This is a genomic window from Streptomyces sp. NPDC048637 (assembly GCF_040650675.1).
In the GTDB taxonomy this organism is placed as follows: domain Bacteria; phylum Actinomycetota; class Actinomycetes; order Streptomycetales; family Streptomycetaceae; genus Streptomyces.
Genome location: NZ_JBEZHQ010000020.1, coordinates 63,907 through 84,350, shown reverse-complemented (window position 1 = coordinate 84,350; position 20,444 = coordinate 63,907). Strand labels below are relative to the sequence as shown.

General features: G+C 71.8%; 15 protein-coding genes. 9 read left to right on the top strand and 6 right to left on the bottom strand.

Translation table 11 applies throughout. From position 1 onward, the window contains the following. Positions 1 to 256: 256 nt before the first annotated feature. Positions 257 to 1,675, top strand: a complete 1,419-nt coding sequence (locus AB0C46_RS24015) for a sugar porter family MFS transporter (protein ID WP_362830157.1) — start codon at positions 257 to 259, stop codon at positions 1,673 to 1,675. Between the two features lie 109 nt (positions 1,676 to 1,784). Here AB0C46_RS24015 and AB0C46_RS24010 read toward each other — a convergent pair whose 3' ends face one another. Beyond that, the gene (locus tag AB0C46_RS24010; RefSeq protein WP_362830156.1) at positions 1,785 to 2,813 is read right to left on the bottom strand and encodes a helix-turn-helix domain-containing protein; all 1,029 of its coding nucleotides are present in this window, start codon (positions 2,811 to 2,813) and stop codon (positions 1,785 to 1,787) included. Between the two features lie 187 nt (positions 2,814 to 3,000). Here AB0C46_RS24010 and AB0C46_RS24005 point away from each other — a divergent pair, with 187 nt between their 5' ends. Beyond that, entirely contained in the window at positions 3,001 to 3,324 is a 324-nt protein-coding gene (locus tag AB0C46_RS24005) for a cupin domain-containing protein (RefSeq protein WP_362830233.1), read from the top strand. 49 nt (positions 3,325 to 3,373) lie between these two features. Here AB0C46_RS24005 and AB0C46_RS24000 read toward each other — a convergent pair whose 3' ends face one another. From AB0C46_RS24000 to AB0C46_RS23990, 3 genes are all read right to left on the bottom strand, one after another. After that, a complete protein-coding gene (locus AB0C46_RS24000; RefSeq protein WP_362830155.1) occupies positions 3,374 to 4,378 on the bottom strand; it encodes an LLM class flavin-dependent oxidoreductase in 1,005 nt (334 codons plus the stop codon). A gap of 97 nt (positions 4,379 to 4,475) precedes the next feature. Next, positions 4,476 to 5,963, bottom strand: a complete 1,488-nt coding sequence (locus AB0C46_RS23995; RefSeq protein WP_362830153.1) for a cytosine permease — start codon at positions 5,961 to 5,963, stop codon at positions 4,476 to 4,478. A 226-nt stretch (positions 5,964 to 6,189) separates the two neighbouring features. Further along, on the bottom strand, positions 6,190 to 7,413 hold the full coding sequence (locus AB0C46_RS23990) for an FAD-dependent oxidoreductase (protein WP_362830152.1): 1,224 nt from the start codon (positions 7,411 to 7,413) through the stop codon (positions 6,190 to 6,192). A gap of 145 nt (positions 7,414 to 7,558) precedes the next feature. Here AB0C46_RS23990 and ftsY point away from each other — a divergent pair, with 145 nt between their 5' ends. Next, positions 7,559 to 8,788, top strand: coding sequence for a signal recognition particle-docking protein FtsY (ftsY, locus tag AB0C46_RS23985; RefSeq protein WP_362830150.1), 1,230 nt, complete (start codon positions 7,559 to 7,561; stop codon positions 8,786 to 8,788). Between the two features lie 227 nt (positions 8,789 to 9,015). Here ftsY and AB0C46_RS23980 read toward each other — a convergent pair whose 3' ends face one another. Further along, the gene (locus AB0C46_RS23980; RefSeq protein WP_362830148.1) at positions 9,016 to 9,684 is read right to left on the bottom strand and encodes a bifunctional DNA primase/polymerase; all 669 of its coding nucleotides are present in this window, start codon (positions 9,682 to 9,684) and stop codon (positions 9,016 to 9,018) included. 558 nt (positions 9,685 to 10,242) lie between these two features. Here AB0C46_RS23980 and AB0C46_RS23975 point away from each other — a divergent pair. The 5 genes from AB0C46_RS23975 (at position 10,243) to ffh (ending at position 18,071) form a co-directional block, all read left to right on the top strand. Then, positions 10,243 to 11,643, top strand: a complete 1,401-nt coding sequence (locus AB0C46_RS23975; protein ID WP_362830232.1) for a hypothetical protein — start codon at positions 10,243 to 10,245, stop codon at positions 11,641 to 11,643. A gap of 360 nt (positions 11,644 to 12,003) precedes the next feature. Further along, positions 12,004 to 13,344 carry an ammonium transporter gene (locus AB0C46_RS23970; RefSeq protein WP_362830146.1) on the top strand — a complete coding sequence of 447 codons (1,341 nt, stop codon included), beginning with the start codon at positions 12,004 to 12,006 and terminating at the stop codon, positions 13,342 to 13,344. After that, the gene (locus AB0C46_RS23965; protein ID WP_018087155.1) at positions 13,341 to 13,679 is read left to right on the top strand and encodes a P-II family nitrogen regulator; all 339 of its coding nucleotides are present in this window, start codon (positions 13,341 to 13,343) and stop codon (positions 13,677 to 13,679) included. The genes AB0C46_RS23970 and AB0C46_RS23965 overlap by 4 nt, the downstream gene beginning before the upstream one ends. A 180-nt stretch (positions 13,680 to 13,859) precedes the next feature. Continuing rightward, a complete protein-coding gene (locus AB0C46_RS23960; RefSeq protein ID WP_362830143.1) occupies positions 13,860 to 16,418 on the top strand; it encodes a [protein-PII] uridylyltransferase in 2,559 nt (852 codons plus the stop codon). 96 nt (positions 16,419 to 16,514) lie between these two features. Further along, a complete protein-coding gene (gene ffh / locus AB0C46_RS23955; RefSeq protein ID WP_362830141.1) occupies positions 16,515 to 18,071 on the top strand; it encodes a signal recognition particle protein in 1,557 nt (518 codons plus the stop codon). Positions 18,072 to 18,401: 330 nt separating this feature from the next. Here ffh and AB0C46_RS23950 read toward each other — a convergent pair whose 3' ends face one another. Further along, the gene (locus AB0C46_RS23950) at positions 18,402 to 19,268 is read right to left on the bottom strand and encodes a methyltransferase domain-containing protein (protein ID WP_362830139.1); all 867 of its coding nucleotides are present in this window, start codon (positions 19,266 to 19,268) and stop codon (positions 18,402 to 18,404) included. Positions 19,269 to 19,800: 532 nt separating this feature from the next. Between AB0C46_RS23950 and AB0C46_RS23945 the strand changes: the two genes are divergently transcribed. Then, the gene (locus tag AB0C46_RS23945) at positions 19,801 to 20,391 is read left to right on the top strand and encodes a hypothetical protein (protein WP_018087151.1); all 591 of its coding nucleotides are present in this window, start codon (positions 19,801 to 19,803) and stop codon (positions 20,389 to 20,391) included. Positions 20,392 to 20,444: the final 53 nt, after the last annotated feature.

The following is a 20,444-nucleotide window of genomic DNA, read 5'->3' as shown; positions in this document are numbered from 1 at the left end:
ACGGGCCTGGCGGCCGTTCTCGGCCCCTCTGATGATCGCCCGGAGTGTCCGATACCCCATCAGTTCACAACTTGAACGAACGGTTCCCAGGGTGTCCGAGAAACAAATTCATTACGCCCTATTGACTTCGAAACTTGAAGGCATAGTCTCTGCAACGTTGCTTTTACCTTCAAGTGGTGGGTACCCCCAACCTATGCACCACTAGAAGGGCCAGCCCCCTACGCCCGGCAGCGCAGCCGGGCCACTGGAGTTCACGTTGACCAGCACCGCGCAGCCGACGGTCCCGGAAGGCCGCAAGGCCCATCCCGACCACCTCGGCCATGTCATCTTCATCACCGCGGCTGCCGCGATGGGCGGCTTTCTCTTCGGCTATGACAGCTCCGTCATCAATGGTGCCGTCGAGGCGATCCGCAGCCGTTACGACGTCGGGTCCGCCGTCCTCGCCCAGGTGATCGCCGTCGCGCTGATCGGCTGTGCCATCGGCGCCGCCACCGCCGGCCGGATCGCGGACCGCATAGGCCGCATCCGGGTGATGCAGATCGCCTCGGTGCTGTTCACCATCAGCGCCGTCGGCTCCGCTCTGCCGTTCTCCCTCTGGGACCTCGCCTTCTGGCGGATCATCGGCGGTTTCGCCATCGGTATGGCCTCGGTCATCGGCCCGGCCTACATCGCCGAGGTCTCGCCGTCCGCCTACCGCGGCCGCCTCGGCTCGTTCCAGCAGGCCGCGATCGTCATCGGTATCGCCATCTCCCAGCTCGTCAACTGGGGCATCCTCAACCTCGCCGACGGCAACCAGCGCGGCACCCTCGCCGGCCTGGAGGCCTGGCAGTGGATGCTCGGCGTGATGGTCGTCCCGGCCGTCCTCTACGGTCTGCTCTCCTTCGCGATCCCCGAGTCGCCGCGCTACCTGATCTCCGTCGGCAAGGTCACCCGCGCCAAGGAGGTGCTCGGCGAGGTCGAGGGCCACTCCGTGAACCTCGACACCCGGGTCGCCGAGATCCAGGACGCGATGCGCCGCGAGCACAAGTCCTCGTTCAAGGACCTGCTCGGCCGCAAGAGGGGCTTCCTGCCGATCGTCTGGGTCGGTATCGGACTGTCGGTCTTCCAGCAGCTGGTCGGCATCAACGTCGCGTTCTACTACTCCTCGGCGCTGTGGCAGTCCGTCGGCATCGACCCGAGCGCCTCGTTCTTCTACAGCTTCACGACGTCGATCATCAACATCATCGGCACCGTGATCGCGATGGTCTTCGTCGACAAGATCGGCCGCCGTCCGCTGGCGCTGATCGGCTCGGCCGGTATGGCCATCGCGCTCGCCCTGGAGGCCTGGGCCTTCTCCGCCAAGACCGCGGCCGGCACGCTGCCGCCCACCGAAGGCACCGTGGCGCTGATCGCCGCCCACGTCTTCGTGCTCTTCTTCGCCCTCTCCTGGGGCGTCGTGGTCTGGGTCTTCCTCGGCGAGATGTTCCCGAACAAGATCCGCGCCGCCGCGCTGGGCGTCGCCGCCTCCGCGCAGTGGATCGCCAACTGGGCCATCACGGCCAGCTTCCCGAGCCTGTCCGACTGGAACCTCTCGGGTACGTACATCATCTACGCGGTCTTCGCCCTGCTCTCGATCCCCTTCGTGCTCAAGTTCGTGAAGGAGACGAAGGGCAAGGCGTTGGAGGAGATGGGCTAACCCCCCGCCAGTCCGTCTCCTCAGCACTGGGTACTGCCCCGGGTCATCAGGGACCCCGGGCAGTACCCCTTTTTTGTGCCCGAGTCGCCGGCCGGGTCCGGGGGCCGTTTCAGGGGCGGCCGGCGCCCTGCCCGGTGCGGCGGATGCGGAACGCCCGCCGGTACGCCGCGGGCGTGGTGTGCAGGGCCTGTTGGAAGCGCCGGCGGAAGTTGGTCGCCGACGACAGGCCGACGCGCAGCGCGATCGCCTCGACCGGCAGATCGGTCTCCTCCAGGAGGGCCCGGGCGGCGGTGATACGGCGGCCCAGCAGCCACTGGCCGGGGCTGGTGCCGAGCTGGTCGGCGAACCGGCGGGCCAGGGTGCGCGAGGAGATCCGCAGCCGTCCGGCCATGTCCTCGACGGAGACCGGCGCGGACAGCCGGCCGCCCACCCACTCCAGCAGCGGCGCCAGCGACTGGTCCATGGCGAGCGTGGGGGCGAGCCGGTCCGCCGGGGGCGGGGCCGCGTACTGGGCCTGGCCCCCTTCGCGGTGCGGGGGCATGACCATGTGGCGGGCGATCCGGGCGGCGTGGGCCGCGCCGTGGTCGCTGCGGACGAGATGCAGACAGAGGTCCACCCCCGCGGCCGCTCCGGCGCTGGTCGCGAGGTCACCGTGGTCGATGTACAGCACGTCCGGGTCCACCTCGACGCGGGGGAAACGCTCCGTCAGGGCGGCGGCCAGGCTCCAGTGGGTGGTCGCCCGGCGGCCGTCGAGCAGCCCGGTCTGTGCCAGGGCGAACGCACCGGAACAGATGCTGACCAGCCGGGCGCCCCGCGTATGCGCCCGCCGCAGCGCCCGGCGGACGGCCGGGGCGAGCGGTGCGTCGGCCGGTGTCCAGCCCGGGATGACGACGGTGTCCGCGGCCTCCAGCGCCGCCAGGCCGGCCGTCACCAGCATGTCGTAGCCGGCGGTCGTCCGTACGGGGCCGGGGTGCGGCGTACACACCCGGAAGTCGTAGTGGGCGGGCAGTCCGGGGCGCCGGGTGCCGAAGACATCGGCGGCGCAGCCGAGTTCGAAGGTCGACTGGGGTGGGCGCACCAGCGCCACCACGCGATGCGGAGAGTCGTGCGGCGGTGGGTGCCGCGGAGGTCCGGCCATGGCAGGAAAGTACCCCAGGGCGTCATTTCTGACACTGGGGGAGTGCGGAGCGCTCGGCCAGGGTGGAGTCATGAGCGCTACGGATATGAGCACAGCGGCCACCACGGACCCGACGACGCCGAAGCCCGCGGCCACGGGCCCGGCGGGGGAGGGACAGCGGGCGCCGAGCGGGCCGGACGCCGGCGGGGTGGGCGGCACCGCGGGCTATGTATGGACCGCGGTGGACGACGCCCCGGTCGAGGAGGTGTTCCCCGGGATCCGGGTCAGGCCGTTGTGGACCGGCGCCGACGGAGCGAGGGCCCTGGTGCTGGAGATGGACCCGGGCAGCCGCTGGGAGGGTATCGATGTCCATGCCCCGGGACCCGAAGAGGTCTTCGTGGTCTCCGGCGTCTTCAACGACGGTGACGGTGACCATCCGGCCGGGTCCTTCCTCCATGCCCCGGCTGGTTCCTGGCACATCCCGCAGTCGGCGGCGGGCTGCCGTCTCTTCGTCTTCTATCCGGAAGGCTGAGGCCCGTTCTATCCGGAAGGCGGAGACCGTCGGTCCGTGCTGAGGCCTGTCATTCCTTGAGGCGGGGCAGCACCCGCTCGGCGAACAGATGGAGCGAGCGCCAGCCCTCGTCGACCGGCATTCCGCCGCACAGCGGATGGAGGATCAACGAGCCCCGGTCGCCCGTCCGCCGGGCGAGCCGGAGGCAGTCGTCGGGGGTGATGACGCGGTAGACGCCCTCCTTGCGCAGCGCCGCGACGTCCTGCGCGGACGAGCGCACCGCGGAGCGGATACCGGCGGACTGCCAGGAGGCGTACATCCGGGCCTCGTGCAGCAGATGGCCGCCGTACTCGGCCCAGGTGCGGTCCGGGTCCTCGGAGAGGTGGAGGAGCGCGGTCCGCTCGGGCGGCTGCATCACCCAGCCGTCGGTGCCGAAGGCGGTGCGCTGCTCGTGGTAGTAGGCCTCCAGTCCGGGGAGGTGAGCACTGGGGAAGAAGGGGAGCCCCAGGCGGGCCGCGCGGCGGGCCGCGGCCCGTGAGCTGCCGCCGATCAGCAGCAGCGGATGCGGCTGGGTGTACGGGCGCGGGGTGACCTGGACCGTACGCCCCTGATAGGTGAACGGTTCCCCGGTCCAGGCGGACAGCAGGGTCTCCAGCACCTGGTCCTGGAGCGGGCCCCGGCCCGGCCAGTCCTTGCCGTGCGCCGTGTACTCCTCGGGCCGGTAGCCGAGGCCGGCGACGGTGACCAGCCGGCCGCCGCTGAGCAGATCGAGCGAGGCGAGGTCCTCGGCCAGCCGCAGCGGATCGTGCAGCGGGGTGATCAGCGCGGAGACGGTGACGCCGATCCGGCGGGTGGCGCCGAAGACGGCGCCCGCGAAGGTGAGCGGGGAGGGCATCCAGCCGTTGGTGGTGGCGTGGTGCTCCTCGGTCTGGACCATGGTGAAGCCGCGGTCGTCGGCGAACGCCGCCATCTCGACGGCGGCCCGGTAGCGCGCGGACAGCGTCGCGGGCGTGGGTGCGGGGTCGACGAGGTTGATCCGCAGGACCGTGACAGGCAGGGCGGGCAGGGCAGACATCACAAACGTCCCCTTCGCCAAGGCAGTTGGCGAAGGGGACGTTAGCTGACGTTGCGTCAGATCACTAGAGGAGGATTCCGGTCTGCCGGGGAGCCGGTCAGCCCACCTCGACCGGCTGCCGGGCCCCGTCCGCCGTCTCGTCCGCCCTGTCCGCCGGGGTGGACTCCGCGGGCGACGGCAGAACGGCGAAGACCAGCGCGGCGATCGCGATGGTGGCCGCCCAGCCCAGACCGTTCTCGCCGATCCAGGTGGTGGCCAACGGGCCGGTGAACCACTGGACCTTGGTGAAGCACAGGCCCGCGACGAGCGCCACGCCCCAGGCGGTCATGGCCTGCCAGCAGAAGCCGCCGACGTACCAGTAGCGGCTGGTGCGGCCGGTGTTCATCAGGCTGTCGGCGTCATAGCGCACCGCCAGCTTGCGCCGCCGGGCCATGTCGACGCCGTAGACGCCGATCCACGCGGAGAAGGAGACCGCGAGCAGCGTCAGGAAGGCGATGAACTGTCCGATGAAGTCCTTGGCCACCAGCATCATGAACAGGCCGCCGACCAGGCTGATGACGGCGTTGATGCTCACCGCGAGGGCACGCGGCAGCTTGACGCCCATGGTCTGGGCCGTGAAGCCCGCGGAGTACATCGACAGGCTGTTGATCAGCACCATGCCGACCAGTGCGGTGACCAGGTACGGCACCGCGAGCCAGGGCGGCAGGATGGTGCCCAGGAACGACATCGGGTCGGTGTTCTGACCGGCCAGCTTCGGGTTGGAGACGGCCATCACGCCGCCCATCAGCACCATCGGCAGCAGCACCAGGGCCGCGCCGGACACGGTGGTGCCGACGATCTTCTTGCCGGACGCGGAGTGCGGGAGGTACCGCGCGAAGTCGGGACCGGTGGGCACCCAGCTGATACCGCCGGCCGCGATGGTGCCGATGCCCGCGATCACCATGGCGGTGGTGCCGGCCTTCTTGGCGAAGATGGCGTCCCAGTCCATCGTGGCGACCAGGTAGGCCAGCACCATGATGCTGAACAGGCCGAACAGGTACGTCGAGTACTTGTTGCAGACGTTCAGCGCCTTGCGGCCCAGACCGCTCACCAGGTACGTGACGGCCACGAAGGCGAGCAGGGTGCCGACGACGAGGACGTTGTTGCTCTCGATGCCCAGCAGCAGATGCAGCACGGTCAGCACCGCATAGGCGCCGGTGACCGCGTTGATCGTTTCCCAGCCGAAGCGGGCGACCCACAGGATCGCGCCGGGGAAGTAGTTTCCGCGGACGCCGAAGGTGGCCCGGGAGAGCATCGCGCCGGGCGCGCCGCCCCACTTGCCCGAGACCGACAGCACGCCCACCATGCCGAAGGCGACGGACGCGGCGATCGCGGCCACCAGCAGGACCTGCCAGAAGTTCAGTCCGTTGCTCACCACGAGCGAGGCGCCCATGGTGAGCAACAACACGCTGATGTTGGCGGCGACCCAGGTCGGGAAGAGTTCGCGGACGCGGCCCTGGCGTTCGTTGTCGGGAACGGGCTCGATGCCGCGGATCTCGACGGCGCCCTCGGGTGCGGGAGCGGAAGTGGAGGACGTGGTGCCCATTGGTGCAGGTATCTCCGTGCGGGGATCTGGACGCACCCCCACGGGGGAGGGGGTGCAGGCAGCGGCTGTGATGCCTGGCCAGAATTGATTGCCAGGACTCTACGCGCGTTGCGCGGCCGTCGACCATCGTACTTTGATCCAACTTGTGCCGGTACGCACTGTTGGACCCCACGACGAGGAAGAGTGTCGCCGAACCTCGTCGAAGGGTCCAGTCGAGCCCCTCCGGTCAGGCAGAAGACGACGCGTCCTGCCGCGTGCCGACCCGGTGGTCGGCACGGCGCAGCAGCTCCTGCGGATCATCGACGGGCGGGGAGATCCAGGTCTCGTTGATGGCCTGTTTGAGCTCCTTGGCGAAGCCCTCGGGGCCCTCGCGCAGTGTCCGGTTCCAGCCGGCTGTGGCCACCGCGCCGGCCGCGCCGAGATCGAGACAGGTGCGGTACGGGTCGGGCGCGAAGTCCACCGGCGGCAGGCCGAGCAGACCGGCCGCGGCGTTGTGGCCCGCCACCTTGCCCAGCGGGATGGCGTGCTGACAGCTCTGCAGGACGGGGTGATCGTCCTCGGCCAGGGCGGCGGCGGTGTCCCCGGCCGCGAAGAGCCCCTCGATACCGCGTACCTGGAGCCCGCTGTCCACGGCGAGCCGCCCCAGCTCGTCCCGGGGCGCGGGGATCTGCGCGGTCAGGGCGCTCGCCCGCATCCCCGCGGTCCACACGGCCGTACGGGCCGGCACGGCGGTGCCGTCCGCGAGCTGCACCGAGCCCCCGTCCAGGCCGGTGACCGTGGTGCCGAGGCGCCGCTCGACGCCCAGCGTGTCCAGCGCCCGGGTGATCACCGGCCGGGCCGCCGCACCGAGCCCCGCGCCGACCACCGCCGCGCGCTCGACCAGCACCACCCGCACCTCGTCCGCCGCGCCGTACGGAGCGGCCAGCGCGCGCAGCCGGCCGGCCAGCTCGGTGGCGATCTCCAGTCCGGTGAAACCGGCGCCGACCACCACCGCGGTCCAGCGCCCGGGCCCGTCCGGTGCCGCGGGCAGGGCCCGCAGATGCTCTTCCAGGCGGACCGCGGCCGGGAGGGTGTCGATGTCGTGCAGCAGGGCGGCGCCGGGCAGCTCGGGCCGCACCACCGCGCTCCCGGTGGCCAGCACGAGGCGCCGGTAGGTCACCTCGGTGCGGCTGCCGCCGGACGTGAGGGCGGTGACCCGGCGCCGTCCGCTGTCCACGGCGGTCGCGGTGGCGGCGATCCGCCGCACCCCGACCGGACCCAGCATCCGGTCGAGTGGCACCCGCATCCGCGCCGGGTCGGCCTGGTAGAGGCGCGGGCGGAGGACCAGATCGGGGTGGGGGGTGAGCAGCGCCACGGAGTGTCCGCTCCCCTGGGCGCGCAGTAGCCGGGTCGCCGCGGAGGCGCTCCACAGACCGGCGAAACCGCCGCCCAAAACCAGGACATCAATCATCCGGATTCCCCTCCTGATGCTCCACGGGCCGGTCCCGGGAAGTGAATCCGGATACTACACATCCAGATTTCATTCAGGACACTGCACATCCAGGTTCGGCGCGTGCAGTCCCCACGAGCGGAGCGTGGCTGATACTGGAGGAGTTATGGACATCGTCATCCTTGCTGTAGTCATCGCCGTGGTCGTGCTCGGCGCGATCAGCGGGCTCGTCATCAGCAGCCGCAAGAAGAAGCAGCTGCCGCCGTCCCCGCCGGCTGCCCCGAAGCCCTCCGTTACCGCGCCTCCCGCCGAACCGCAGGTCGGCGAGGAGGCCGAGACCCCCCGCGACGAAGAGCGTCGCACCATCGAAGAAGTCACGCTGCCGACCGCCGAGGCCCCCGCGGCCGAAGCGCTGGCCGCCGAGCCGGAGGCGCCCGCCGCCCCCGCGATCGAGGTTCCCGAGCCCACCGCGGGCCGGCTGGTCCGGCTGCGCGCCCGGCTTTCCCGCTCCCAGAACACCCTGGGCAAGGGCCTGCTGACCCTGCTGTCCCGCGAACACCTCGACGAGGAGACCTGGGAGGAGATCGAGGACACCCTGCTGACCGCCGACGTCGGCGTCGCCCCCACCCAGGAGCTGGTCGACCGGCTGCGTGAGCGGGTCAAGGTGCTCGGCACCCGCACCCCCGAGGGCCTGCGCGAACTGCTGCGCGAGGAGCTCCTCGCCCTCATCGGCACCGACGCCGACCGCACCGTGCACACCGCCAATGGCATCGGCAACGGCGGCGACGAGATCCCCGGCGTCGTCATGGTCGTCGGCGTCAACGGCACCGGCAAGACCACCACCACCGGCAAGCTTGCCCGGGTTCTGGTCGCCGACGGCAAGTCCGTGGTCCTCGGCGCCGCCGACACCTTCCGCGCCGCGGCCGCCGACCAGCTCCAGACCTGGGGTGAGCGGGTCGGTGCCCGTACGGTCCGCGGACCCGAGGGGGGCGACCCCGCCTCCATCGCCTTCGACGCGGTGAAGGAAGGCATCGCCGAGACCGCCGATGTCGTCCTGATCGACACCGCGGGCCGGCTGCACACCAAGACCGGTCTGATGGACGAGCTCGGCAAGGTCAAGCGGGTCGTCGAGAAGCACGGCCCGGTCGGCGAGGTGCTGCTCGTCCTGGACGCCACCACCGGCCAGAACGGCCTGGTCCAGGCCCGGGTGTTCGCCGAGGTCGTGGACATCACCGGTGTGGTGCTCACCAAGCTCGACGGCACCGCCAAGGGCGGCATCATCGTCGCCGTCCAGCGCGAACTCGGCGTCCCCGTCAAGCTCGTCGGCCTGGGCGAGGGAGCGGACGACCTGGCTCCGTTCGAGCCGGAGGCCTTTGTCGACGCCCTGATCGACTGACGCGGCACCACGCCCGGACCGTCACCGGCCCCCGGACCCGCACTCGGCGGGCACCGGGGGCCGGCCCATGTCCGCCCGGCGCCTTCTCGGCCCGGTGACGGCCGGCCCCGCACCGCAGCCGCACCCCGGTACACCGGAGCCGCCGCCGTCCCCGCACTCCCCGACCGGCGTCCGGCGACCCGTATGCCCTCCGGCGGACGACGGCCGTGCGGTGCGGGCAGGAGAGCTCAGACCGCCGAGCGGTTGCAGGCATACGCCAGGGTGCCCACCATCAGCCGTGCCTGCGGCGGCCGGTCGGCGGTGTCCAGGGCCGGCGGGCGCAGCCAGCGCATCGGGCCGTGGCCACCGAGGTCGGAAGGGGGCGCGGTGAGATGGTCACCGGGGCCCAGGGAGCGCAGGTCGAGCGAGGCGTCGTCCCAGCCCATCCGGTAGAGCAGATCGGGGAGTTGCCCGGCCGCCCCGGGCGCGACGAAGAACAGCGCACGGCCGGTCGGGGTCACCGCGACCGGGCCCAGCGGCAGGCCCATCCGCTCCAGCCGCGCCAGGGCGTTGCGGCCCGCGGCCTCCGGCACGTCGAGGAGGTCGAACGACCGGCCCACCGGGAGGAGGATGGCGGCGCCCGGTGTCTCGGCCCACGCCACGGCGGCCTTCTCCCAGCCGGCACCGGCCGTCAGCTCCTCGCCGAAGGCCAGCGGATGAGCACCGGGGGAGGAGCAGTCGGCGGCGCCGCACGAGCAGTCCGTATGGCCGCTGCCCGCGCGGACCGCCCGGGCGCCGGGGACGACATCCCAGCCCCACAGCCCGGTGTACTCCGCCACCGCCGAGATCTCGGTCGAGCGGGCGCGGCGCCGGGAGCTGGAGCGCATCTCTCGGATGCCGCCGATCGTGAAGCCCATGCCCCCTCCAACGGGTGGTGCGTGCCAGTGGTTACGAGTCGGCGGGTTGACGGTCCGGTGCCGTGCACGCTCCGCCGACGGCCCGTGGTGCGGTGGTGTGACGTGGTGTGCCGGGTGGTGCGGTGTGCCGCGTGAGCCCTTCTGTGCTCCGTTCCGCCCGGCGTTCTTCGGCCTGTGTCAAGTCAATCGCGAGAGCTGGGCGGGGAGTTCATTCGAAGGGGTGGCGAATGGTGGCGTTTCCGCGATCGCCCTCGCGGCAGGCGTGATCGTAGGATTACTTTCGGTTCGCGAACCCCGGAGAGGCACCCTTCGCACGGGTATGCCGGTGGCAACGCACAGGTCGAGCACAGGCCAAAAGGTGTGGCCGGAAACCGTGATCGGGTAGATGTACCCCGGACAGGCGTCGTAACTGACGGCGGCCTGTGGGTGGTTCGCAGACGCACCAGGCACCAGGCACCAAGGCAGCTATCGGGATGGGGGCTTCCAGTGGGCGGCAACGGCGGCACGGGCGGCACCGACGCCGTCAAGCAACCCAACGCACAGTTGGGTTCGTGGTTCATGCGCAGCGGCTGGTCCAAGGGCGAGCTGGCCCGGCAGGTCAACCGCCGGGCGCGTCAGATGGGCGCCCATCACATCAGCACCGACACCTCGCGGGTGCGCCGCTGGCTCGACGGTGAGCAGCCGCGCGAGCCCATCCCGCGGATCCTGTCCGAGCTGTTCTCCGAGCGCTTCGGCTGTGTGGTCGGCATCGAGGAGCTGGGCCTGCGCTCCGCGCACCAGTCCCCGTCCGTCTCCGGCGTGGACCTGCCCTGGGCCGGGGCCCAAACGGTCGGTCTCATCAGTGAGTTCTCCCGCAGTGACCTGATGCTGGCGCGCCGCGGCTTCCTCGGCACCTCCCTCGCGCTGGCCGCCGGGCCCAGCCTCATCGAGCCGATGCAGCGCTGGCTGGTCCCGGTGCCCGCGGGCCAGGGCGGCGAGGAGGAGCCCGACCGGACCCGCCGGCCCGCGCGGCTGTCGAAGCCGGAGCTGGATCTGCTGGAGTCGACGACCGCGATGTTCCGCCAGTGGGACGCACAGTGCGGCGGCGGGCTGCGGCGCAAGGCGGTGGTCGGCCAGCTTCACGAGGTCACCGACCTCCTCCAGGAGCCGCAGCCGGAGCCGGTGGCCAAACGGCTGTTCAAGGTCGCCGCCGAACTCTCCGAACTCGCCGGCTGGATGAGCTACGACATCGGTCTGCAGCCCACCGCGCAGAAGTACTTCGTGCTCGCGCTGCACGCCTCCAAGGAGGCCAGCGACCGGCCCCTGGGCTCGTACATCCTCTCCAGCATGAGCCGGCAGATGATCCACCTCGGCCGGCCCGACGACGCACTGGAGCTGATCCACCTCGCCCAGTACGGCAGCCGGGAAACCGCCACCCCCCGCACCCAGGCCATGTTGTATGCGATGGAGGCCCGCGCCTACGCCGGCATGGGCCAGCCGAGCAAGGTCAAGCGGGCCGTCCGGATGGCCGAGGACACCTTCTCCGACGTTCTGCCCGGTGAGCCCGAGCCGGACTGGATCCGCTTCTTCTCCGAGGCCGAGCTGAACGCCGAGAACGCTCACTCCTACCGCGATCTCGCCTATGTCGCCGGCCGCAGCCCCACCTACGCGTCGCTCGCCGAACCCGTCATGCAGCGCGCCGTGGAGCTCTTCGGCAAGGACCCCGAGCACCAGCGTTCGTATGCGCTCAACCTGATCGGGATGGCCACCGTGCATCTGCTGCAGAAGGAGCCCGAGGCCTGCGCGGCGATGGCGCAGCAGGCGATCCCGTTCGCCCGGCAGGTCCGCTCGGAGCGGGTCAACACCCGGCTGCGCAAGACCGTCGACAACGCGGCGCGGGAATTCGGCGGCGTCGCCGAGGTGATCCGGCTCAGCGACGAGCTCAGCCGCCAGCTGCCCGAATCCGCGGAGGCCGTCTGACGGCACCCCGCCCCAGAACTCCGGCCGCGGCCACCGCCCCGTACAGCCCGACTCGGCTCCCCCATGCCAGGTCACGCGGGCGGCAGCCGCGGCCGGGCTCGCCTTTGGGCCTGAACCGGCGCCGCTTTCGCGGAGGTGGCTGGGCGCCGTGGGGGTTGCTCAATGAGTGGTTTCGGTGGGTTGAACGGGTGATGTGGGGCTGATCTGGTTGTTCATCGGGGCGTAACACGGGGGCCTTCTTCGTCACTGCGGTGAAACACCCGCAAGGTTTGGCCGAAACCGCGCTGCGACAACCTCAACGCGAAGTCGGCCCACCAGAAACACGCCCGCACGGGCCGCATCGACGACGAGGAGACGCCGATGCCCCCAGGCATCCTGACGCTCGCAGCAGACAAAGCGACACTGAGCCCGGCCAACACCGGGTTCATGCTGATCTGCTCCGCATTGGTGATGGTCATGACACCCGGTCTCGCCTTCTTCTACGGAGGCATGGTCCGGGTCAAGAGCGTGCTCAACATGCTGATGATGAGCTTCATCAGCCTGGGCATCGTGACGATCCTGTGGGTCCTGTACGGCTTCGGGCTCGCCTTCGGCACCGACCAGGGCGGCTTCATCGGCTGGGACGGAAACTTCGCCGGGCTCAGCGGCATCGGCCTGACGGAGCTGTGGGGCGCCACCACCATCCCGGTCTATGTCTTCGCGGTCTTCCAGCTGATGTTCGCGATCATCACGCCGGCGCTGATCAGCGGTGCGCTCGCCGACCGGGTGAAGTTCACCGCCTGGGCGCTGTTCATCGCCCTGTGGGTCACCGTCGTCTACTTCCCCGTCGCCCACTGGGTGTGGGGCGAGGGCGGCTGGCTGTTCGAGCTGCAGGTCATCGACTTCGCGGGCGGTACGGCCGTGCACATCAACGCCGGTGCCGCGGCGCTCGGCGTGCTCCTCGTCGTCGGCAAGCGCATCGGCTTCAAGAAAGACCCGATGCGGCCGCACAGCCTCCCCCTGGTGATGCTCGGCGCGGGCCTGCTGTGGTTCGGCTGGTTCGGCTTCAACGCTGGCTCCTGGCTCGGCAACGACGACGGCATCGGCGCGGTCGCCTTCGTCAACACCCAGGTCGCCACCGCCGCCGCGATGCTCGGCTGGCTGGCGTACGAAAAGCTCCGGCACGGCTCGTTCACCACGCTCGGCGCGGCCTCCGGCGCGGTCGCCGGACTCGTCGCGATCACCCCGGCCTGCGGCGCGGTCAGCCCGCTGGGCGCCATCGCGGTCGGTGCGATCGCCGGTGTGCTGTGCGCCATGGCCGTCAACCTGAAGTGCAAGTTCGGCTACGACGACTCCCTCGACGTCATCGGCGTCCACCTCGTCGGCGGTGTCGCCGGATCGCTGCTGATCGGCCTGTTCGCCACCGGCGGGGTGCAGAGCAAGGCCAAGGGCCTGTTCTACGGCGGCGGCTTCGAGCAGCTCGGCAGGCAGGCCGTCGGTGTGGTCTGTGTGCTGCTGTACTCCCTGGTCGTCTCGTATGTCCTTGCCAAGGCGATCGACCTGGTGATGGGCTTCCGGATCGGCGAGGACGAGGAAGTCGCCGGCATCGACCAGGCCGCGCACGCGGAGACCGCATACGACTTCACCGGCGCGGGCGGCGGCACGGTCGGCCGCAAGGGACCGGCACTCGGCGAGGCCCTGACAAAGAAGGTGGACGCGTGAAGCTCATCACGGCAGTAATCAAGCCGCACCGGCTGGACGAGGTGAAGGACGCCCTGCAGGCATTCGGTGTGCACGGCCTGACGATCACCGAGGCCAGCGGCTACGGCCGACAGCGCGGGCACACGGAGGTCTACCGCGGCGCCGAGTACACCGTCGACCTGGTACCGAAGATCCGTATCGAGGTGCTGGTCGAGGACGCCGACGCCGAGGAACTGACCGACGTCATCGTCAAGGCGGCCCGCACCGGCAAGATCGGCGACGGGAAGGTGTGGAGCATCCCCGTCGACGACGCGGTACGGGTGCGGACCGGGGAGCGGGGGCCGGACGCGCTGTGAGGCGCCACGGCCGGGCTCCGGCTCCGGCCCCGGGGCGGCTGTCCGCCCTCGGGGACCCGAGCCGGGGCGCGGCCGCCCCAGCGGCGGATGGCCGCCCGCCCCCCGGCGGCACAGACTGATCGTGCGGGGCGGGCGCACGGGGAGACGGCGGGGGACGACAACGACCAAGGAGCGCGCGAGGTGACGGAAAGCGTCGACGAAACGGCAGGACCGGCCGGAGCCCGGAGCCCGGGGAACACGCCCGCGCCCGCCCCGGAAGGGGGCTATCCCGCGGCCCGGCTGCGGCTCCTCCAGGACGAGACCGCCGCCGGACCCGACCGCCGCGCCACCCTCGCCCGGCTCACCGACGACTGGCTGGCCGGCCTGCTGGCCCGGCACAGCGCCGCCGCCGGCCTGTCCGGCACCGCCCTGGTCGCCGTCGGCGGCTACGGCCGCGGCGAGCTCTCCCCGCGCAGCGACCTCGACCTGCTCCTGCTGCACGACGGCCGCGCCGACGCCGGCGCCCTCGCCGCACTCGCCGACCGCCTCTGGTACCCCGTATGGGACCTCGGCCTCGACCTCGACCACTCCGTACGCACCCCCGCCCAGGCCCGTAAGGCCGCCCGCGAGGACCTGAAGGTGCAGCTCGGGCTGCTCGACGCCCGCCATCTGGCCGGTGACCCGGAGCTGACCGCGGCACTGCGCACCACCGCCTACGCCGACTGGCGCGAGAGCGCCCCCAAACGGCTGCCCGAACTCCACGACCTGTGCCAGGAGCGCGCCGAGCGGCAGGGCGAACTCCAGTACCTCCTGGAACCGGACCTCAAGGACGCCAGGGGCGGCCTGCGGGACGCCACCGCGCTCCGGGCCGTCGCCGCCTCCTGGCTCGCCGACGCCCCGCGCGGCGGCCTGGAAGCCGCCCGCACCCGGCTGCTCGACGCCCGCGACGCGCTCCACCTGACGACCGGCCGCGCCACCGACCGGCTCTCCCTCCAGGAACAGGACCAGGTCGCCACCGCCCTCGGCATGCTGGACGCGGACGCCCTGCTGCGGCAGACCTACGAATCCGCCCGCACCATCTCCTACGCGGCCGATGTCACCTGGCGCGAGGTCGGCCGGGTGCTGCGCGCCCGCTCCGTCAAGCCCACGCTGCGCGGACTGCTGCACGGCCGTACCGCGGGCAAGGGCGAGCGCTCCCCGCTCGCCGAGGGCGTCGTCGAACTCGACGGCGAGGCGGTGCTGGCCCGCACCACACGCCCCGAGCGCGACCCGGTACTGGTGCTGCGCGCCGCGGCCGCCGCCGCCCAGGCCGGGCTGCCGCTGGCCACCCACGCCATCCGCCGCTGCGCCACGGCCATCGCCACCCGGCCGCTGCCCGTGCCCTGGCCCGCCGAGGCCCGCGAGCAGCTGGTGACGCTCCTGGGCGCGGGCACGCACACCGTGCCCGTGTGGGAGGCCCTGGAAGCCGAAGGCATCATCACGCGGCTGCTGCCCGACTGGGAGCGCGTCCGCTGCCGCCCCCAGCGCAACCCCGTCCACACCTGGACCGTCGACCGCCACCTGGTCGAGACCGCCGTACGGGCCTCCGCCCTGACCCGCCGGGTGCACCGCCCCGACCTGCTGCTGATCGCCGCCCTGCTGCACGACATCGGCAAGGGCTGGCCCGGCGACCACTCGGTGGCCGGCGAGACCATCGCCCGCGATATGGCGGCCCGGCTCGGCTTCGACGCCCGGGACACCGCGGTGATCGCCACGCTCGTACGGCACCATCTGCTGCTCATCGAGACCGCCACCCGGCGCGATCTGGACGACCCGGCGACCGTCGGCGCGGTCGCGGAGGCGGTCGGCAGCACCCGCACCCTGGAACTGCTGCACGCCCTGACCGAGGCCGACGCACTGGCCACCGGGCCCGCCGCCTGGAGCGCCTGGCGTGGCGGTCTCGTCGCCGACCTGGTCAAACGGGTCGCCGCGCGACTCGCGGGGGAGCCCGACACGGAGATGCGCGGCGCCGGCGAGCCGACCGCGGAACAGGAGCGGCTGGCGATCGAGGCCCGGCGCACCGGCGGCCCGGTCCTGGCCCTGCACGCGCGCGCTGAGGCCCCCACCGGCGCCGACACGGGGCCGGAGACACCGGCGCCCGCCCAGGAGCCGGTCGGGGTGGAATTGCTCATCGCCGTCCCTGCTCACCCGTCGCCCGGCCGCCGCCCCTCAACGAGCCCTGCGGGCGCCCCTCCGACGGGCGTCCTGCCCGCCGCGGCCGGTGTGCTGGCCCTGCACCGGCTCACCGTCCGCGCCGCCGACCTGCTCCTCCTCGACCCCGTTGACGAGGGCCCGGTCCTGGTACTGAACTGGCGGGTGGCCGCCGAATACGGCTCGCTGCCGCAGGCCGACCGGCTGCGCGCCGACCTGCTCCGCGCCCTGGACGGCTCCCTCGACATCCCCGCCCGCCTCGCCGAGCGCGAACGCGCCTACGCCCGCCGCGCCCGGGCCGTGCTCGCCCCGCCACCCCGGGTCACCGTCGCCGGCGGCAGCTCCGACACCGCGACCGTCATCGAGGTCCGGGCCCAGGACGCCCATGGCCTGCTGCACCGCATCGGGCGCGCCCTGGAGGCGGCCGGCGTCGCCGTCCGCAGTGCCCACATCAGCACCCTGGGCGCCAACGCGGTGGATGCGTTCTATGTCACGGGAGCGGACGGGGCACCCCTCACGGACGCCGCGGCGCACGAGGTGGCGGCGGCCGTGGAGCGCGCCCTTCAGTAGCGGCCGGAATACAGGGCAGGAACGGTTTGCTTGCGGAGGCCGATACCCTAGAAGCCGACTGGACCCCGCCCCCGACCCCGAGGATCGACGACCGCCGTGTTCGATACGCTTTCCGACCGCTTGGCGAGTACTTTCAAAAACCTCCGGGGCAAGGGCCGCCTGAGCGAGGCGGACATCGACGCCACGGCGCGCGAGATCCGGATCGCGCTGCTCGAAGCCGATGTCGCCCTGCCCGTGGTCCGCGCCTTCATCAAGCAGGTCAAGGAGCGCGCCACCGGCTCCGAGGTCTCGCAGGCGCTGAACCCCGCCCAGCAGGTCATCAAGATCGTCAACGAGGAGCTCATCGGCATCCTCGGCGGCGAGACCCGCCGACTGCGGCTCGCCAAGACCCCGCCGACCGTGATCATGCTGGCCGGTCTGCAGGGTGCCGGTAAGACCACCCTCGCCGGAAAGCTCGGCCGCTGGCTCAAGGGCCAGGGCCACGCCCCGCTGCTGGTCGCCTGTGACCTCCAGCGCCCCAACGCCGTCAACCAGCTCTCCGTCGTCGCCGAGCGCGCCGGCGTGGCGATCTACGCGCCGGAGCCGGGCAACGGTGTCGGTGACCCGGTCCAGGTCGCGAAGGACTCCATCGAGTTCGCCCGCGGCAAGCAGCACGACGTCGTCATCGTCGACACCGCGGGCCGGCTGGGCATCGACCAGGAGCTGATGCAGCAGGCCGCGGACATCCGCGACGCGGTCAGCCCCGACGAGGTCCTCTTCGTCGTCGACGCGATGATCGGTCAGGACGCGGTCAACACCGCCGAGGCGTTCCGCGACGGCGTCGGCTTCGACGGTGTGGTGCTCTCCAAGCTCGACGGTGACGCCCGCGGTGGTGCCGCGCTGTCCATCGCGCATGTCACCGGCAAGCAGATCATGTTCGCCTCCAACGGCGAGAAGCTGGACGACTTCGACGCGTTCCACCCGGACCGCATGGCGTCCCGCATCCTCGGCATGGGCGACATGCTCAGCCTGATCGAGAAGGCCGAGCAGACCTTCAGCCAGGCCGAGGCCGAGAAGATGGCGGCCAAGCTGGCGAAGGGCCCCAAGGAGTTCACCCTCGACGACTTCCTGGCCCAGATGGAGCAGGTCCGCAAGATGGGCTCCATCTCCAAGCTGCTCGGCATGCTGCCCGGCATGGGGCAGATGAAGGACCAGATCAACAACCTCGACGAGCGCGAGGTCGACCGCACCGCCGCGATCATCAAGTCCATGACCCCGGCCGAGCGCCAGGAGCCGACGATCATCAACGGCTCGCGCCGGGCCCGTATCGCCAAGGGTTCCGGTGTCGACGTCAGCGCGGTCAAGGGCCTGGTCGAGCGGTTCTTCGACGCCCGCAAGATGATGTCGAAGATGGCCCAGGGCGGCGGCATGCCCGGGATGCCGGGCATGCCGGGGATGCCGGGCATGGGCGGTGGCGCCCGCAAGAAGAAGCAGGTCAAGCAGGCCAAGGGCAAGCGCAAGAGCGGCAACCCGATGAAGCGCAAGGCCGAAGAGGAGGCCGCCGCCGCGCGCCGCGAGGCCGCCCAGGCCGGCAACCCGCTGGGCCTGCCGCAGGGCGGCCAGGACCCGCAGAACTTCGAACTCCCCGAGGAATTCAAGAAGTTCATGGGCTGACCCGCCCAGCTCCGCTCCGCGAGCCCCCGGCCCTCACGATGCGGCCGGGGGCTCGCGCATGCCGGACCGAGGGCCTCGGGGATGCCGAACTGGGGGCTCGCGCGTACCGAAACCGAGCATCTACACCCGCCCACCCCCCGAAGGGGGGTGGGCGGCGGGGAAAAACCGGCGGGGAAAACTCAGGGCACCGGATACCGCTGAAAGCCCGCCGCACGCCCTCGCGGGCTCGCTGCATGCCTTCGGCGGACCCGCTGCATGCCTTCGGCGGGCTCGCCGCCCGCCCCCCCCCGGGGCCCGCCGCCCCTCCCCGGCCCGCCGCCGCCCGGGGCGCTACCTCGTCCGCGCAATCAGATAGCGGAACACGTTCGGCATCCACACCGTCCCGTCCGCCCGCTGATACGGATGCAGCGCCTCCGCGAGCTCCTTCTCCACCTGACGATGCTCGGCCACCTCCAGCGCCGCGTCGAACAGCCCCGTCGACAACAGCCCCCGCACCGCGCTCGCCAGATCCGCGTACCCGAACGGGCAGGCCACCCGCCCCGAACCGTCCGGCCGCAGCCCGGCCCGGTCCGCCAGGTCCTCCAGGTCGTCCCGTCCGCTGGGCCGCCACCCGGCGGAGCCGACGACGTAGTCGCCCGGGGGATCCGCCAGCCGCTGCGCCACCCGCAGTACCCCGGCCGTGGCGCACCGCTCCACCGGGCCCCAGCCGCCCAGCACCACCGCGCTGCCGCGCTCCGCCAGCCCGGCCGCCGCGGTGAGCGACGCCGTCAGCCCCTCGACCGTGCTCACACAGCCGACCGGGTGGAACGCCGTGACCACGTTGAACGCGGCGTCCCCGGGCGCCGCGGCCTCCAGACCGCCGCTGACCACCCGGGTGTGCTCCGGCATGCCGTCCGGCGTGAGCCGCTCACGCGCCAGCTCCAGCCGGGTCTCGTCCGCATCCACCCCGCTGACCTGCGCGCCGCGCGCCGCCGCGAGCAGCAGCGCCAGACCGGACCCGCAGCCCAGCCCCAGCAGACGGGTACCGGGACCGACCCCCAAACGGTCGTACGCGGCTTCGTACAGCGGCACCAGCATCCGCTCCTGGATCTCGGCCCAGTCGCGGGTGCGCGCCCGCGACCGGGCCGGAGCGGGCGGGTCGTCGCAGCGCGTGGATCCGGAGTGCGGAAGCTGGTGCCGCACGAGCGTCGGTGACATCGATAGCGCCCCTATTCGCCGAGAACCCGAAGCTGTTCCGTACCGATCGCCCCCGTGTTCGCGCGTGGTGCGCCCCCGCAATCCAGACAACTGCGCATTCGCCCAGGCGTCCAGGGGATGCGCTGGGGTTGTCTCCCGCGCGCCCCCGTGTGCGCCCGGCCCGCTCCCTGGAGCGCCGTTCCAGGGTGCCCCGGCCGGTGCCGTTCCGCCACGGCAGCGCCCGCCGCCCGGTTCTCCGGACGCCCGCGTCCGACGGGCCTACGGTGGGGTTCGAGCCGGTGCGGCCGGGCACAGGTACGCCCCGTACCATCGCCGCCATGATCGTTGCCCCGGGATACGACCGGATGCAGTCGGCTACGCCATGCGGCGTACGCGGGGATACGTACCGGCTTGAGGGCTGCTGGGCGCCTTCTGCGCAGATCTGCGCACCCGCCCTCGGCACGACTCATGACCGGAAACTGACTGGTACGTGCAAATTATTTGAGATGCCCCGGAATCGGAACACTCGGCGACCCCGGCTCGTTGTCACGACGTGAGCACGACACCGCCTGTCCTCGCCGCCGAGCTGGCGCTCGCCTGGGCCGATATTCAACGGCACCACCCCGAGCTGCCGGATCTGGCCGCGCCCGAGTCCCTGATCGGAGAGTCCTCGTCCGCCTGCGGCGCGGAACTCTCCTTCGAACGGCTGCTTCATGAGGCAGTCCACGGCATCGCCGCCGCCCGCGGCGTCCGCGACACCTCCCGCGCAGGCCGCTACCACAACCGCCGATTCCTCGCGATCGCCGAGGAGTTGGGCCTGGACCACATCGACGAGCCGCACCCCAGCAGCGGCTTCTCCCTGGTCACCCTCAACCCCGAAGCCAGAAGGCGCTACCGCTCCACCATCGAACGCCTCGCCAGAGCCCTCAAGGCGCACACCGCCGCCACCGCCACCGACACCGCCCGCAGCTTCCGCGGTCCGGCCGCCCGGCACGGCTCCTCCGGAGGCGGCGTCCGCGTCAAGGCCGTCTGCGACTGCGGGCGCAATGTCCGCGTCGTGCCGTCCGTGCTCGCCCAGGCGCCGATCGTCTGCGGCGGCTGCGGGAAGCCCTTCCGTATCCCCGAGGTGGCCGCGGTCGGCTGACCCGGGGGCGTGTGGCACAATGGCTAGCTGTACTCGACAGTCGCATAGGACCC